The organism is Microbacterium sp. WHRI 7836, assembly GCF_040223885.2.
Lineage (GTDB): Bacteria > Actinomycetota > Actinomycetes > Actinomycetales > Microbacteriaceae > Microbacterium > Microbacterium oxydans.
This window is the reverse complement of record NZ_CP168171.1, coordinates 3,036,559-3,050,828: the sequence shown is the minus strand read 5'-3', so window position 1 is coordinate 3,050,828 and position 14,270 is coordinate 3,036,559. Positions and strand designations below refer to the sequence as shown.

Sequence of the window (14,270 nt, the reverse complement as noted above, 5' to 3'; positions counted from 1 at the left end):
TACGACATGACCGCCTCGGCATCCGACGCCCTCATCCGCCTCGACGGCGTGACGAAGACCTTCGGGACGACCACCGCGCTGAAGGATGCCTCGCTCGAGGTGTCCCGCGGAGAGATCGTCGTGCTCCTGGGCCTCTCCGGCTCGGGGAAGTCGACCCTGCTACGCCACCTCGACGGCCTCGAGATCCCCACCGCGGGCTCCGTTGAGGTGCTGGGCGCCCAGGTCCCGTCGCTGAAGGGGAGGGCACTGCGCGACCTCCGCAGCCGCGTGGGCTTCATCTTCCAGCAGTTCGAGCTGGTTCCCTCTCTCACCGTGCTCGAGAACGTGCTCACCGGCTCTCTGTCGGGTGTGCGCGGGCCGCGTCTCGGTCTCTGGGGCTACTCGCGGGCCTCGAAGCTCACCGCCCTCGAACACCTCGACCGCGTCGGCCTGCTCGACCGCGCCTACCAGCGCAGCGACACCCTCTCGGGCGGACAGCAGCAGCGCGTGGCCATCGCTCGCGCTCTCATGCAGAAGCCCGCGATCCTGCTCGCCGACGAGCCGGTCGCCTCTCTCGACCCCGAGTCGAGCGAACAGGTCATGGCGCTGATCCGCGAGATCGCCGCCGACGAAGGACTCACGGTCGTGTGCAGCCTGCACCAGGTCGACCTCGCGATCTCGTGGGCCGACCGCATCGTCGGGCTGCGTCACGGCGAAGTGGTGCTGGACACCCCGACCGGTGACCTCACCAAGGCCGAGGTCATGGAGATCTACGGCCGTGTCGCCACCACGACCGCCGAGATCCGCGCCGTGGCCGAGGAGCTCGTGGAGGCGGCTGCGCAGGTGGCCGCATCATGACGGCCCTCGACTCCGCGACGGATGCAGCCACCCGCGGCGGTGGGCCGGTGCCTCGGGGCGGCGGGCAGACGGTCGCCGAGCGCGCTCCGAAGCGCCCGATCTCGCCCGAGCGGATCGCGGCATCGCTCACCCTGGTCGCGCTCGTGGTGCTCGGCATCCTCGCCGTCCGCGACGTCGACATCTCGATCCCGGCGATGGTGCAGAGCTGGGGCAACGCCGAGAACTTCATGGCCCGTGTCGGGGGACTCACGTTCCCGGCGCCCGGCGACCTCGCCTGGCTGATCGCCCTCACCGTTGGCCTGGTGCTCGTCGGCACGCTCCTCGCTGCCGTGCTGTCGGTGCCGATCGCCTATCTCGCCGCGTCCAACACCACTCCAGGCAACGGTTGGCGCGCGGCCGCGCGCTTCATCGGCGTCCTCACCCGCGCCCTGCCCGACGTCGTCCTCGCGATGGCGTTCGTGCTGATGTTCTCTCTCGGCACGCTTCCCGGCATCCTCGCCATCGGCATCCACTCGATCGGCATGATCTCGAAGATGTTCGCCGATGCGATCGAGCAGATCGACGAAGGACCCCGCCTCGCCATCCGCGCAGCGGGTGGGTCGAAGATGCAAGAGTTCACGTCGGGCATCCTGCCGCAGGTGCTGCCGAGCTGGGTGGCCACCGTGCTGCACCGCAACGACATCAACCTGCGCGGCAGTGTGGTGCTCGGCTACGTCGGCGTCGCCGGCCTCGGCCTCGAGATGTCCTACGCGTTCAAGTCGCTCAACTACGGCAAGGGCCTCGGCATCGCACTGGTGATCTTCATCCTGTGCGTCGCGATGGAGATCGTCTCGAGCATGGTCCGCGGAGCGATGCTCGGCGAGCAGAAGCACACCCGCTCGTGGATCGACCGGATCCTGCATCCGCGCCTCGGTGCGCACGCCGCATCCACCCAGGTCGAGTCTCCCGCCTGGGCGGCCAGCCCGGAGACCGCCGTGCGTCGCCCCTGGACCGCGCAGCGCATCCGGCACACCATCGCCGGCGTCGTCGCCGTGCTCGTGGTGATCGGAAGCGTGCTGGTCAGCCAGATCAACTGGATGGACCTCATCACATTCTGGGCCAAGCTGCCCGAGGTCGCGGCGCGCTTCTGGCCGCCCTCGTTCGGCAACTACGACGCGAGCGCCATGTTCCAGGCGATGCGGGAGACGGTCGCGATCGCCCTGGCCGCGACCGTGCTCACCCTGCTCCCGTCGCTGCTGCTCGGCTCGCTCGCGGCCCGCAACGTCGCTCCGAGCTCGGGAGCGCGGGGGACCGCACGGCTCCTGCTCGTGGGCATCCGCGGCATCCCGGAGCTGATCCTCGCGATCGTGCTCGTCGTCATCACCGGACTCGGTGCGCAGGCGGGTGTCATCGCCCTCGCGATCGGCGGCATCGGACTGCTCGGCAAGCTCATCGCCGACTCGTTCGAGGAGGTGGATCGCGGACCGGAGCGCGCACTGCGCGCCGTCGGCGCGACACGTCTGCAGACCTACACCTCGGCGACCGTGCCGCAGGGCATGCAGGCGCTCATCGGGCACAGCTTCTACATGCTCGACACGAACATCCGTGCGGCGACGATCCTCGGCATCGTCGGCGGTGGCGGGGTCGGCTACTACCTGCTCAACGCCAGCCAGGGGTCCCGCTACGAGACCGTGACGGCCATCGTGCTGATGATCCTCGCCACGGTGCTCGTGGTCGAAGGTCTCGCCATGTGGATGCGGAAGGTGTTCCGATGAATCGCGCTCTCGACACGGCGGATGTGGTCGTCGTCGGCTCCGGCATCGTCGGCCTCGGTGCGGCGTACGCGGCGGTCCGGCGTGGGCTGCGGGCGATCGTCGTCGACCGCACGGATGGGCCGGTCGGTGCGACGATCCGCAACTTCGGACACCTCTGCATCGGCGCGCAGGGTGGCGAGGCGCGGCGCTACGCCGATCTCTCGCGCGACCTGTGGCTGCGCCTCTCGCGGGATGCGGGATTCTGGCTGCGAGAGTCGGGCACGCTGGTCGCCGCCAGACACGACGACGAGCTCGCCGTGCTGGAGGCGGCATCCCGTGAGGGAGGCATCCGCATGCTCGAAGCCTCGGAACTCCTGCGGTCGGCCCCGCTCCGCGCCGAGGGACTCGTCGGCGGCGCGCACATCGAGACCGACCTGCAGACGGATCCGCGCACCGCGGCGGACGCGATCGTGCGCCACCTGGTCGCCCTCGGCGTCGAATTCCGCTTCCGCACCGCGGTCCCCGCTGTGGGGGCCGGGCGGGTGGACACGACTCGGGGGCCGATCGCCTGCGGGAGCGTCGTCGTCGCCGTGAATCACGACATCGACCAGCTGCTCCCGGAGGTCGCCGAAAGGCACGGGGTCGTGCGGTGCGCGCTCGACATGATGCGGGCGGCCGTGTCGTTCCCGCGTCCGCTCGCGGCCCCCCTGCTCACCGGCTGGTCGCTCGTGCGCTACGGCCGCTTCGCGGACGGACCGGAGGCCCGTGCGGTGCGCGAGCGTCTGCACACCGAGCGGCCCGATCTCGCAGCGATCGACCTCAACCAGATGTACACGCAGCTCCCCGACGGCACGCTCATCATCGGGGACTCGCACGCCACGGCGCTCTCCCCGGCGCCGTTCCAGCCCGAGGCCGCATTCACCGCGTTCCTCGACGAGGCCGAGGCGCTGTTCGACGCACCCGCACCGCGGGTGATCGAGCGCTGGCAGGGCGTGTACGCGAAGGGCCCGCAGGAGTTCCTGATCGACCGGGGCGACGACGGTGTGCTGGTGCTCGCCGCGACGACCGGCATCGGGATGACCACGGGCCTCGGACTCGCCGAAGAGAACCTCGCCGCCGCCTTCGGGTGGACGGCAGCAATGGAAGGAACATCATGACCACTCCTCTCGAACTCGCCGTCCTCGACATGGCGGGGACCACGGTGCTCGACGACGGCGTCGTGGAGCAGGCCTTCCAGCGCGCCGCCGAGCGCACCGGCGTCGCCGGCCGGATGCCGTGGGACGAGGCGCTCGACTACGTGCGCGTGACCATGGGGCAGTCGAAGATCGACGTCTTCACGCACCTCTCCGGCGGCGACGCAGAGGCCGCGGCACGTGCCACTGCCGCGTTCGAGGGCGCGTACGCCGAGATCGTCGCCGAGCAGGGCGTCTCCGAGATCCCCGGTGCCGCCGATGCGATCCAGGGATTGAAGGACGCCGGGCTGAAGGTCGTGCTCACCACCGGCTTCGCCCCGGTGACCCGAGACGCCCTGATCGACGGACTCGGCTGGCGAGACCTCGTCGACTTCGCGCTGTCGCCGATCGACGCCGGACGCGGACGCCCGGCACCCGACCTCGTGCTGGCGGCCCTGCTGCGCACGCAGGCGTCATCCGTCCAGTCGATCGCGGTCGTCGGCGACACCGTCAGCGATGTCGAGTCGGGTCGTCGAGCCGGCGCCGGATTCGTCGCGGGCGTGCTCACCGGCGCCCACGATCGTCCGGCGCTGAGCGCCGCCGGAGCCGATGCCGTGCTGAGCGATGTGAGCGCGTTGAGGGATGTGCTCGTCCAGCGCGAGCTGCTGCCGCTCGTCGCCACCTCCTGAGGGATCGCGCCATGGGAACGCTGCTGATCCGTCCGCCCGGCCACCGCCGAGACGTCGCGCTGCGTCCGGCGGCCACCGCGATGGTCTGGGTCGGCGAAGGCCACCCGCACGAGACGATCGCGGTACCGGGAGTGGCTCTCGCGGACGGGGACGCGCTCGTGGCGGTCGAGATGTCGACGATCTGCGGATCCGACGTGCACACGGTGCGGGGACGACGATCCGCTCCGACGCCCCTGGTGCTCGGACACGAGAGCGTCGGACGGGTGATCGCCATCGGCGACGCCGGCGCGCGCACCGTGGACGGCACTCCGCTGCGGATCGGCGATCGGGTGGTGTGGTCGGTGACCGTATCCTGCGCGAGCTGCGATCGCTGCCTGCGGGGGCTGCCGCAGAAATGCCGTGATCTGGGGAAGTACGGGCACGACCGCGTCGGCGCGCACGGCGACCTCACCGGAGCGTTCGCGAGTCACGTGCAGCTGAGGGAGGGGACGGCCATCGTCAGGGTGCCCGAGGCGCTCCCCGCCGCGGTGCTCGCGCCCGCCTCGTGCGCCACGGCCACCGCGTGGGCGGCGGTCGCTCGAGCGGCGAAGGACCACGACCTCGACGGGGCCTCCGTGCGGATCCACGGCGCGGGTCTCGTGGGGCTGTCCGCCGCAGCCATCGCCGCCGAACAGGGGGCGACCGTGGAGGTGCGGGACCCGAACGTCGACAGGCAGCGTCTGGCCGCACGGTTCGGAGCGACGCGTCTCGACCGGGATCCTGATGTCGTGATCGAGGCGTCGGGGCATGCCGTGCAGGAAGCACTCGCCGGCGTGGCGGTCGGGGGGACGGTCGTGCTGGTCGGGAGCGTGTTCCCCGCTGACCCGGTTCCGTTCGACGCCGAGAGCATCGTGCGCCGGCTCGTCACCGTCGCGGGCATCCACAACTACACGGGAGCAGAGCTGGCTGAAGCGGTGGCGTTCCTCGCGGGCCGGGGGAGGGCCTATCCCTTCGCCGATGCCGTTGGCGCGGTGCGGCCGCTCTCCGAGATCGATGCGGCGCTGCGCGAGGCGACCACCCCACAGGCGCCGCTGCGGATCGGACTCCTGCCCGGCCAGTGAAGCTGCGGCCAACGCGCCGGCGGGGGTGCTGCGGCCTGTGACGATGCGCGACTCGTGGCGATGCCGTGGTCAGCGCGGACGACGGTCTTCGCCGTCGTTCTCCTGACCGCGCCGCGGACCCAGCGGTCGCAGCCCCTCGGCGTGGAACGCCAGCAGGCCGACGGCCGCACCGACGGTCGACGCGAGCACCTCTTCCGGGTCGCCGACAAGTGCCAGTCGACGGTGGCCCACGTCGCCATCGGCCGTGGCCCAGCCCAGATAGACGGTTCCCGCCGCGTGCCCGCCCTGGGGTTCCGGGCCGCCCACACCGGTGGTCGAGACCGCAAGGTCGACATCGAACAGGGTCCGTGCACCGGCGGCGAGCTGCTCCGCGCAGGCGGCAGAGCACGGATCCGTTCCCGGCGTCAGTCCCAGCACGCGCTCCTTGACGTCGGTGAAGTAGGCCACGATGCCCCCGGCGAACCAGCCGGAGGCACCGTCGCCGGCACCGATCGTCTCCGCGAGCATGCCCGAGGTCAGCGACTCGGCCACTCCGATGCGGAGCTCCCGCTCCGCGGCGAGTTCGCTCAACCGTGCGATGTGGCTCTGCGTGTCCGAGTCGAGAGCGTCGAGAGCGGTCACCGTGCGGAGCGTCCGTTCTCGAGCGTCATCGCTCTTCGCTCTCGTCGTAGTCCGGACGAGGGGGCTGCAGCGGCTGGTCCGAGTACTCTCCGCCCGCGCGGCCGCCGTAGGGGCGTCCGTGATCGGCGAACTCGTCGCGGGCGAATACCAGGGTCCACGGACCCGCCGTGAAGTGCGCGCCCGTGCGCAGGGTCTCGGAGTTCTCATCCACGTGCGTCGCGTCCACGCCGAGGCTCGCGTTCGTCTCGCCCTCGCCGTGCAGGGTCAGCACGTACTCGTCGCGGTCGTCGTGCGTGATCGTGGCGTGCACCGGGTCGGTGTCGGCGAGGCGCAGTTCGTTGCCCTCGGCCGAGCCGACGCGGACGACATCGTCTTCGAGCGCGAACTCGGTGCGCTCGTCGTCCCTGGTGATGCGCAGACGGGGGTTTCCCGCGCCCCACGACGCGTGCGTCGTGCCCGGGGTGTTGCCCTCGTCCGGGCGGTCATCGATGTGTCGGTCGTTCATGGCAGTGCCCTCCTCGGGGTCGAGTGGAATGAGGCTATGCGTCCCTCCAGATCTCGCCGAGGGGGTTGACTTCGCTGTGGCGACCCGGCATCGGATCCACCCGCCGAGGGACTGTGTGGCCGTCGGCTGTTTGAGGAACAATGGGTCGCAACCGTCGTCCCCACCGCCACGAGCGAGGAGCAGTGCATGGGAAAGTTCGTCTATGAAGGCAGCGTGAAGACCGAGATCGAGGACCGGGCGCTCACGCATCTGCAGCTCGTCATCACCGCCAAGCTGCGTCGCGGTGAGCCCTTCCCGTTCAGCTGGCGAGAAGACACCAGCGTGGGCGGTGGGCGCACCACCGTCTGGATCCAGCCCGGCAGCGCGCTGGTCTTCAAGTACTTCGGCAGCAGGCAGCCGTCCATCAACCGCGCCTGGATCGAGGCCCTCGCCTTCACGGCGAACGCTCCGAGCGGGCTCTACCTCGTTCCCGAGCCCGCGGAATCGGGAACCGAGCCGGGCACCGAGGAAGTACCGGTGACCCCGCCCGTCTGATCCTCTCGACCCCTCGCACAGGGCGGACCTGTCAACCCCCCTGACGGGAGGGCGGCCCTCGGGGAGAGTCGCTCGTACGACGACACGTTCCACGAGACGACACGTTCCACGAGATGAGGAGGATCGCCATGACAGACGACACCACCGACCCCCGGCACGCGCATCGCGAGGAGGGCTTCCCCTCGCAGCACCAGGATCAGCCGGGGCTGACGGAGCGGACCCGGCCGGAGCCCGACCACGGCGAGCAGACGTACGCAGGCCACGGTCGCCTGGGAGGACGCCGTGCTCTGATCACGGGCGGGGACTCGGGCATCGGCCGCGCCGTCGCGATCGCCTTCGCCCGAGAGGGCGCGGACGTCGCCATCGCGCACATGCCCGAGGAACAGGACGACGCGGAGGACACCCTCGCCCTGGTCCGCGAGGCCGGCCGGATCGGAGTGGGATTCGCGGGCGATCTACGCGACGAGGGGTTCGCGACCGACATCGTCGCGAAGACCCGGAGCGAGCTGGGTGGACTCGACGTGCTCGTGCTCAACGCCGGCTACCAGCACGACATCGACGGTTTCGCGTCGCTGGAGACGGAGCGGATGCGCCGGGTCTTCGACACGAACCTGGCCGGAATGCTGTTCTCGGCACGTGCGGCCTATCCCGACCTCGAACCCGGTGCGAGCATCATCGTGACCGCGTCGGTGCAGGCCTACAACCCTTCGCCGGGTCTGATCGACTACGCCATGACCAAGGCGGCACAGGTGGCGTTCGTGAAGGCGCTCGCCGAGGAGGCAGGGCCCAAGGGCATCCGAGTGAACGCCGTGGCCCCCGGCCCGATCTGGACCCCGCTGATCCCCGCGACGGGCTGGGACGCCGAGCGCCTGGCGACCTTCGGTGCCGACACCCCGCTCGGGCGGGCAGGGCAACCCGCGGAACTCGCCGGGGCATATGTGTATCTGGCGTCGGACGAGTCCTCCTACACCTCGGGATCGGTCATCGCGGTCACGGGCGGCAAGCACCTCTGACCCGTACGGCACCCGTCGAGACCCATCGTCTTCGTCGACACCCACGCGCCGTCGCGCATTCGACGGTGGGTCTCGACAGGGACGGTGGGTCTCGACAGCACGGTGGGTCTCGACAGCACGGTGGGTCTCGACAGTCGCCGCCTAAGCTTGTCTGGTGCAGAAGCCGGCCGCGTCCGGTCCCCTCGTGGGGGTCGTGCTCGTCATCGGCTCCTGCCTCTCGCTTCCCTTCGGCGCTGCTGTCGCGGCCCAGCTCTTCCCGGTGCTCGGACCGTGGGGGGTGACCTCGCTGCGCGTGGCGATCGCCGCGGTGCTGCTCGTCGTCATCGTGCGGCCGCGACCGGGGAAGTGGACCCGCGCGCAGTGGCTTGCCGCCGTGCTCTTCGGTGTCTCGCTGGCGGCGATGAACGGCTTCTTCTACGCCGCGATCGATCGCATCCCGCTGGGGCCCGCCGTCGCGATCGAGTTCCTCGGACCGCTCGTCCTCGCCGCCGTGCTCACCCGGAAGCTCAGAGATTTCGCCTGGGTCGGCATCGCCCTGCTGGGCATGGTCGTCCTCGGCATCGACGGGCTGATCGGGGCCGAGCCGCTCGATCCGCTCGGGGTCGTGTTCATCCTCATCGCCGCCGGATTCTGGGCCATGTACATCCGGATGAGCGCCCGCGTCGGCGCCCTCATCCCCGGCAGCAGCGGCCTGGCGATGGGCCTCGTGGTCGCGGCCGTGCTGCTGATCCCGGTCGGCGTTCCCGCTGTGTCGACCGTGGCGATGGACCCGCAGCTCCTGCTGCTCGCGGCGATCACCGCGGTGCTGTCGTCGGTCATCCCGTACAGCTTCGAGCTCGCGGCGCTGCGGCGGCTTCCGCAGCGCGTCTTCGGGGTGCTGCTGAGCCTGGAGCCGGCGTTCGCCACCCTCGCCGGCTGGCTCATCCTCGGTCAGGATGCGACGCCGTTGCGCATGCTCGCCATCGCTCTCGTGATCGCCGCGAGCGTCGGCACCACGCTCGGCGTGCGGAGGGACCGTCGCGACGGCGGCCCCTCCGGTCCCTTCACCGCGCCGATACCGCTGCCCGATTGACCGTCGGAGTCGGCAGCGGGAAGCGCCGACGCAGGATGACGCGCTGGACGAGCGTCCACACCACCGTGACGGTGAGGTAGAGCGCAGCGGCGAGGGGCACGAATGCGGCGAATACCGCTGTGAGGTAGTGCGTCGCCGAGACGACGCGCAGCATCGTGGGCGAGTTCAACGGGGAGTCGTCACCCTCGACCGGAGTGGGACGGAACACGCGGCGGGTGACCTCGGCGACCGCGACCATGACCGCCAGCAGCACTCCGAACACCAGGAACGTGGCGGGCGTCGCCGTGCCGCCGAAGAGCGCGGAGACCAGGCTCGTCCCCAGCGGGGCGCCGAACAGGTCGTGCGCGAGCAGTTCGTTCGGATGACCGGCGATCTCGGGACGGAGGAACAGCGTGTACAGGATGCCGACGACGGGGGCCTGCGCCAGCACCGGGAGCATCCCCGCGAACGGCGACGTGTTCTCGGCCTTGTAGAGCGCCAACGTCTCCTTCTGCAGGCGCTCGGGGTTCTTCTTGTGGCGGCGCTGCAGCTCACGCAGCTTCGGGGCGAGACGCGCCCTGGTCTGTTCGGCCTTGGCCTGGGATATGCCCACCGGGATGAGCAGCGCCCGCACCAGCAGGGTGACGAGCACCACGGCGAGTGCTGCGGCCGCGGCGCCGGCGAGAGGGGTGAGGAGGTCGGAGAGCCCGGTCATGGCGCCGTAGGCGGCGTCGAGGAGGGCGGCGAGAGGAGGGAAAGCGAAGATGTCCAAGAGAGTGTCCGTTCGTGGCGTCGGGAAGGGTCGGCGAAGGCCGCGCTGTCCCGTCGTGCGAACGGACTACGCGGCGGTCGCGATTCCCGGCGCCCGAGGGCGCGGATGCCCGGCGGCATCGGGGTCACTCTGCGTGAGGAGGGTGCCGACGTCTATGGCCCGCAGCGGATGCGGGGCGTCGGCTGTGGCCTCGGGGTGCACGCTCAGCACGATGGCGAGCGTGAGGGCGGTCACGGCGAGCAGCGCGATCGCGAGGCCGAGGGCCGTTGCGTCGGGCATCGACACGAGGCCGATCGCGGTCGCGACGAAGCTCAGCATCTGCCCGAACCACTCGCTCATGTGCGCACCCCTTCCTGCGACGAGGGTATCACCGCGGCCTCGGGGTCGCCCGCGGGCGTAACGTCGAAGCATGAGTGACCTTCGCACCCTGCTCGGGATCGAGCATCCGATCGTTCTCGGCCCGTTCGGCGGGCTCTCCTCGACCGCGCTCACCGCCGCGGTCAGCAACGCGGGTGGACTGGGGTCGTTCGGACTCTACGGTTACGACGGCGATCGCATCCGTGCGACCGGGGCCGAGCTGCGTGCCCTGACCGACCGGCCCTATGCGGTGAACGTCTGGCTTCCGATGGGAGACGAGGTCGAGCCGAACCCGCAGCACACCGTGTTCGCGCAGGCCCTGCAGCCGTTCTACGAAGCCGTGGGCGTGGACGTCCCCGCGCGGCCGGAGCGGTACGCCCCGACCCTGGACGAACAGCTCCAGGCCGTCTGGGAGATCGAGCCCGCCGTGCTCAGCGTGGTGTTCGGCGTGCCGTCGGACGACCTGATCGAGGAGGCGCATCGCCGCGGCATCCTCATCGTCGGCACGGCGACCACGGTGGCTGAGGCCGTCGCGCTCGACGCAGCGGGCGTGGACGCCGTGGTCGCGAGCGGCGCCGAGGCCGCGGGTCATCGGGTCGCATTCCTGCGTTCAGCGGAGGAGTCGCTGGTCGGGACGTTCGCGCTGGTGCCTCAGATGGTCGACGCGGTCGGGGTGCCCGTGATCGCGGCAGGAGGTGTCGCCGATCGTCGCGGGGTGGCGGCGGCGTTCGCCCTGGGCGCGGCGGGAGTGCAGGTGGGGACGGCGTTCCTCGCCACCGCGGAGTCGGCCGCGAACGAAGCGCACCGCGACGCGATCCGATCCACCGCCGCCGACGAGACCGTGCTCACACGTGCGATGAGCGGGCGCCTGGCTCGCGGCGCCCGCAACCGTGTGGTGCGCGCGATCGAGGCGAGCGGCACGATCGCGCCGTTCCCGATGCAGAACTGGCTGACAGGGCGCTTCCGCACCGCGGCGGGGGAGCAGAACCTGGGCGCGCTGCAGTCGCTGTGGATGGGGCAGGCCGCGCCGCTGGTGCGTCATGGCACGGCTGCCGAGGTCTTCGCCGAGCTGATGGCAGGGCTCCCGGCGACGCCGTGACCCTCGCTGCGGCCCGGATCGCGGGCTGCTCCGCGCTGTGGACGAATGACCGACGCCTGGCAGCGGCCTCCCACGGGCTCGCGGTCGATATCCTGAGCGACCGCGACTGGACCCGCGTCCTCCCGGGTTCGACCGGGCTAGAGGATCACGGTGGATTTGCCGTGCACGATCACGCGATCCTCGGCGTGCCACTGCACGGCGCGGGCGAGCACGAGGCGCTCGACGTCGGCACCGCGACTCTGCAGCTCGGCGGCCGACTCGGAGTGGGTGACGCGCGTGACGTCCTGTTCGATGATCGGTCCCTCGTCGAGATCGGCCGTCGCGTAGTGCGCGGTCGCGCCGATCAGCTTGACGCCACGGTCCTTGGCGCGAGCGTACGGGTTCGCTCCGATGAACGCTGGCAGGAACGAGTGGTGGATGTTGATGACCGGAGCTTCGAGGCGCGTGATGAAGTCGTCGGAGAGGATCTGCATGTAGCGGGCGAGCACGACGAGGTCGACGTTCCCGCGCAGCAGTTCGAGCTGACGATCCTCCATGGCGGCCTTGTCGCCGGAGGGGATGTGCACGAACGGCACACCGAACGAGCGGACGGCCTCGGCCAGGTCGGGGTGGTTGGACACGACCATGGTGATGTCGATGTCGAGCTGTCCGCGCTGCGTACGCCACAGCAGCTCCATGAGGCAGTGATCGTACTTCGAGACGAAGATCGCGACGCGCTTGCGGCGGGCCACGTCGTGCAGCGACCACTCCATGCCGAAGCGCTCGGCGACGGCCGCGATGTCGGCTTCGAGTGCCGGGCGCGCCGCTGCCAGACCGTCGAGGTGGATGACCGTGCGCTGGAAGAAGCGTCCGCCCTCGGAGTCGGTCGAGTGCTGATCGAGCGAGATGATGTTCGCGCCGTGATGAGCGAGCACGCCGGCGACGGCGGCGACGATGCCGGGCTGGTCGTCGCAGGCGATGAGCAGGCGGGCGGTATCGGGCTGAGACATGGGGGCTCCTCGAGGGTGTGCATCGATTCTGCCGTGGATGCGCCGAGCGGGCGAATCGCGAAAGATCACCCGCTGCACTGCCTGCGCACTGCACCGCTCTCACCTACCCTGAGAGCATGAATGCGAGTGACCTCGGCCTCGTGCTGATCCCGCTGCTCGCCGTGGCGGCGCCGCTTCTCGCACGCGGCGTGCGACCGGTGGTCCGGGTGCCCATCGTGGTGTTCGAGCTCGTGCTCGGCATCCTCGTCGGTCCCGCTGTCTTCGGCTGGGTCGAACCGGGACCGCTGCTGGAGAAGCTCAGCGATTTCGGCCTCGCGCTGCTGTTCTTCGTCGCCGGAACCGAGATCGACTTCAAGATGGTGGCGGGCAAGCCGCTCGCGCGCGCCTCTCTGGGCTGGCTGCTCAGCGTGCTCCTGGGCATAGGCCTGGGCTTCTTCTTCGCGCCGGGAGAGGGGATGGTGGTGGTCGGCATCGCGCTCAGTTCCACGGCGCTGGGCACCCTGATGCCGATCCTGCGCGATGCCCGCGAGCTCGACACCCCCTTCGGCCGTGCCATCAGCGCGATCGGCGCGGTGGGCGAGTTCCTCCCGTTGATCGCGATCTCGATCTTCCTCAGCACGCGGACCACGCCGATCGCCACGGCCGTGCTGCTGACCTTCGTGGTGCTCGCCGGGCTCGCGGTGCTGCTGGCGCACCGCGTCCCGCACGGGCGGCTGCACGGCATCGTGCGGGCGACACTGCACACCTCGGATCAGTTCGGCGTGCGCTTCGTGATCCTGCTCATCGCCGCTCTCGTCGGGCTGAGCGTCATGCTCGATCTCGACATGCTGCTCGGGGCTTTCGTGGCCGGGGCGGTCTGGCGCATCATCATGGCGCGTGCACCGAAGAAGGACGCGGAAGAGGTCGAGAGCAAGATCGAGGCGATCGCCTTCGGTTTCCTCGTGCCGATCTTCTTCCTCTACACCGGGGTCACGTTCGATCTGCAGGCATTGCTGTCTTCGCCGACGGCGCTGGGGCTGGTGCCCGTCTTCCTGATCGCTCTGCTCGTGATCCGCGGATCCGCGGCGCAGCTCTCGGCGCCGGCGGGGATGAGCGTGCGCGACCGCGCGGCCCTCGGACTGCTCGCCGCGACGGGCCTGCCGATCATCGTGGCTGTCACCGCCATCGGTGTGGATCAGAAGATGCTCGACACCGGCACGGCTGCGGCGCTCGTCGGAGCCGGAATGCTGTCCGTGCTGCTGTATCCCCTGATCGGGATGACGCTCCGTGGCGACCGCGCGGAGGTCGTGGGCCCGCGACTGGCCGACAAGACACGACAGGGAGAGCTGTGACCACCGCATCCGCGCTGCTGACACAGGCCGTGCACGACCTGAAGGGCGCTCCGAAGGAAGGGCTCGGCGAACAGCGCGATTCGCGCTGGCGCGGGCGTCGCATCGTCAGGGTCGGTGAGGCGTGGCACCTGGGTGTGCTGCTGCTGACCGAGACACATGCGCTGGCGACGGCCGAGGTCCTGCGCGCGGCGGACCCGGGGCGTCGCGGCTACACGGCCGAGTCGGCCAGGGAGCGGGCGGAGCGCAGGGCCGAGGCGCTGCGCGGCGGCTTCGACGAGGGCGATGTCGTGCATGTGGGATGGAGTGTCGTCGACGTCGACGCCGTGGACGCCGGAGGTTCATCCGGTCCGCTCGCTCAGGTCGACGGCGTGCCCTCCGTGCGCTGGAGCACCGCGGGAGGATTCATGCCGTTGGAGGCATACCTGCGCGAGCGCGTACCGCTGCTCCGCGACTCGGCGTCGAGCTGA

Annotated in this window: 16 protein-coding genes; 11 read left to right on the top strand and 5 right to left on the bottom strand. The window is 70.4% G+C overall.

Annotated features, from left to right (window positions below):
* The first annotated feature begins 6 nt into the window (after positions 1–6).
* From phnC to ABRP18_RS14730, 5 genes are read left to right on the top strand one after another with little or no spacing between them, the layout of a single operon-like run.
* Positions 7–837, top strand: coding sequence for a phosphonate ABC transporter ATP-binding protein (gene phnC / locus ABRP18_RS14750; protein ID WP_058632361.1), 831 nt, complete (start codon positions 7–9; stop codon positions 835–837).
* Positions 834–2,591, top strand: a complete 1,758-nt coding sequence (gene phnE / locus ABRP18_RS14745) for a phosphonate ABC transporter, permease protein PhnE (RefSeq protein WP_193761346.1) — start codon at positions 834–836, stop codon at positions 2,589–2,591. Before phnC ends, phnE begins: the two co-directional genes overlap by 4 nt.
* Entirely contained in the window at positions 2,588–3,727 is a 1,140-nt protein-coding gene (locus ABRP18_RS14740; protein WP_349884908.1) for a TIGR03364 family FAD-dependent oxidoreductase, read from the top strand. Before phnE ends, ABRP18_RS14740 begins: the two co-directional genes overlap by 4 nt.
* Complete coding sequence (locus ABRP18_RS14735; protein WP_349884907.1) at positions 3,724–4,431, top strand: phosphonatase-like hydrolase; 708 nt, start codon at positions 3,724–3,726, stop codon at positions 4,429–4,431. The genes ABRP18_RS14740 and ABRP18_RS14735 overlap by 4 nt, the downstream gene beginning before the upstream one ends.
* Before the next feature lie 11 nt (positions 4,432–4,442).
* A complete protein-coding gene (locus tag ABRP18_RS14730) occupies positions 4,443–5,531 on the top strand; it encodes an alcohol dehydrogenase catalytic domain-containing protein (RefSeq protein WP_349884906.1) in 1,089 nt (362 codons plus the stop codon).
* A 69-nt stretch (positions 5,532–5,600) separates the two neighbouring features.
* On the opposite strand, the gene ABRP18_RS14725 is transcribed toward ABRP18_RS14730, so the two are convergent.
* Both ABRP18_RS14725 and ABRP18_RS14720 read right to left on the bottom strand, forming a co-directional pair.
* On the bottom strand, positions 5,601–6,152 hold the full coding sequence (locus ABRP18_RS14725) for a CinA family protein (RefSeq protein ID WP_058632364.1): 552 nt from the start codon (positions 6,150–6,152) through the stop codon (positions 5,601–5,603).
* Between the two features lie 25 nt (positions 6,153–6,177).
* Positions 6,178–6,657 (bottom strand): hypothetical protein, encoded by a 480-nt coding sequence (locus tag ABRP18_RS14720; protein ID WP_046747739.1) that lies wholly within the window; start codon positions 6,655–6,657, stop codon positions 6,178–6,180.
* A 186-nt stretch (positions 6,658–6,843) separates the two neighbouring features.
* Here ABRP18_RS14720 and ABRP18_RS14715 point away from each other — a divergent pair, with 186 nt between their 5' ends.
* The 3 genes from ABRP18_RS14715 (at position 6,844) to ABRP18_RS14705 (ending at position 9,276) form a co-directional block, all read left to right on the top strand.
* A complete protein-coding gene (locus ABRP18_RS14715; protein WP_058632365.1) occupies positions 6,844–7,191 on the top strand; it encodes a hypothetical protein in 348 nt (115 codons plus the stop codon).
* Positions 7,192–7,319: 128 nt separating this feature from the next.
* Positions 7,320–8,204 (top strand): SDR family oxidoreductase, encoded by an 885-nt coding sequence (locus ABRP18_RS14710; protein WP_113680064.1) that lies wholly within the window; start codon positions 7,320–7,322, stop codon positions 8,202–8,204.
* Positions 8,205–8,358: 154 nt separating this feature from the next.
* Complete coding sequence (locus ABRP18_RS14705; protein WP_349884905.1) at positions 8,359–9,276, top strand: DMT family transporter; 918 nt, start codon at positions 8,359–8,361, stop codon at positions 9,274–9,276.
* Here ABRP18_RS14705 and ABRP18_RS14700 read toward each other — a convergent pair.
* Positions 9,248–10,027, bottom strand: coding sequence for a membrane protein insertase YidC (locus ABRP18_RS14700; RefSeq protein ID WP_046747743.1), 780 nt, complete (start codon positions 10,025–10,027; stop codon positions 9,248–9,250). The two genes, ABRP18_RS14705 and ABRP18_RS14700, sit on opposite strands and share 29 nt — an antisense overlap.
* Before the next feature lie 66 nt (positions 10,028–10,093).
* Positions 10,094–10,366 (bottom strand): DUF6412 domain-containing protein, encoded by a 273-nt coding sequence (locus ABRP18_RS14695; RefSeq protein WP_349884904.1) that lies wholly within the window; start codon positions 10,364–10,366, stop codon positions 10,094–10,096.
* A gap of 70 nt (positions 10,367–10,436) precedes the next feature.
* Here ABRP18_RS14695 and ABRP18_RS14690 point away from each other — a divergent pair, with 70 nt between their 5' ends.
* Positions 10,437–11,483 (top strand): DUF561 domain-containing protein, encoded by a 1,047-nt coding sequence (locus ABRP18_RS14690; RefSeq protein WP_349884903.1) that lies wholly within the window; start codon positions 10,437–10,439, stop codon positions 11,481–11,483.
* Between the two features lie 137 nt (positions 11,484–11,620).
* On the opposite strand, the gene purU is transcribed toward ABRP18_RS14690, so the two are convergent.
* On the bottom strand, positions 11,621–12,472 hold the full coding sequence (gene purU, locus ABRP18_RS14685) for a formyltetrahydrofolate deformylase (protein ID WP_046747746.1): 852 nt from the start codon (positions 12,470–12,472) through the stop codon (positions 11,621–11,623).
* A gap of 116 nt (positions 12,473–12,588) precedes the next feature.
* On the opposite strand from purU, the gene ABRP18_RS14680 reads away from it, so the two are divergent.
* Together ABRP18_RS14680 and ABRP18_RS14675 are read left to right on the top strand one after the other, a co-directional pair.
* Positions 12,589–13,803 carry a cation:proton antiporter gene (locus ABRP18_RS14680; RefSeq protein ID WP_113680414.1) on the top strand — a complete coding sequence of 405 codons (1,215 nt, stop codon included), beginning with the start codon at positions 12,589–12,591 and terminating at the stop codon, positions 13,801–13,803.
* On the top strand, positions 13,800–14,270 hold the full coding sequence (locus ABRP18_RS14675) for a hypothetical protein (protein ID WP_046747748.1): 471 nt from the start codon (positions 13,800–13,802) through the stop codon (positions 14,268–14,270). Before ABRP18_RS14680 ends, ABRP18_RS14675 begins: the two co-directional genes overlap by 4 nt.

Bases quoted from the DNA above. Each gene is read 5' to 3' on its own strand.
- phnC (WP_058632361.1), top strand. From the start codon at position 7: ATGACCGCCTCGGCATCCGACGCCCTCATCCGCCTCGACGGCGTGACG.
- phnE (WP_193761346.1), top strand. From the start codon at position 834: ATGACGGCCCTCGACTCCGCGACGGATGCAGCCACCCGCGGCGGTGGG.
- ABRP18_RS14740 (WP_349884908.1), top strand. From the start codon at position 2,588: ATGAATCGCGCTCTCGACACGGCGGATGTGGTCGTCGTCGGCTCCGGC.
- ABRP18_RS14735 (WP_349884907.1), top strand. From the start codon at position 3,724: ATGACCACTCCTCTCGAACTCGCCGTCCTCGACATGGCGGGGACCACG.
- ABRP18_RS14730 (WP_349884906.1), top strand. From the start codon at position 4,443: ATGGGAACGCTGCTGATCCGTCCGCCCGGCCACCGCCGAGACGTCGCG.
- ABRP18_RS14720 (WP_046747739.1), bottom strand. From the start codon at position 6,657: ATGAACGACCGACACATCGATGACCGCCCGGACGAGGGCAACACCCCG.
- ABRP18_RS14715 (WP_058632365.1), top strand. From the start codon at position 6,844: ATGGGAAAGTTCGTCTATGAAGGCAGCGTGAAGACCGAGATCGAGGAC.
- ABRP18_RS14710 (WP_113680064.1), top strand. From the start codon at position 7,320: ATGACAGACGACACCACCGACCCCCGGCACGCGCATCGCGAGGAGGGC.
- ABRP18_RS14695 (WP_349884904.1), bottom strand. From the start codon at position 10,366: ATGAGCGAGTGGTTCGGGCAGATGCTGAGCTTCGTCGCGACCGCGATC.
- ABRP18_RS14690 (WP_349884903.1), top strand. From the start codon at position 10,437: ATGAGTGACCTTCGCACCCTGCTCGGGATCGAGCATCCGATCGTTCTC.
- purU (WP_046747746.1), bottom strand. From the start codon at position 12,472: ATGTCTCAGCCCGATACCGCCCGCCTGCTCATCGCCTGCGACGACCAG.
- ABRP18_RS14680 (WP_113680414.1), top strand. From the start codon at position 12,589: ATGAATGCGAGTGACCTCGGCCTCGTGCTGATCCCGCTGCTCGCCGTG.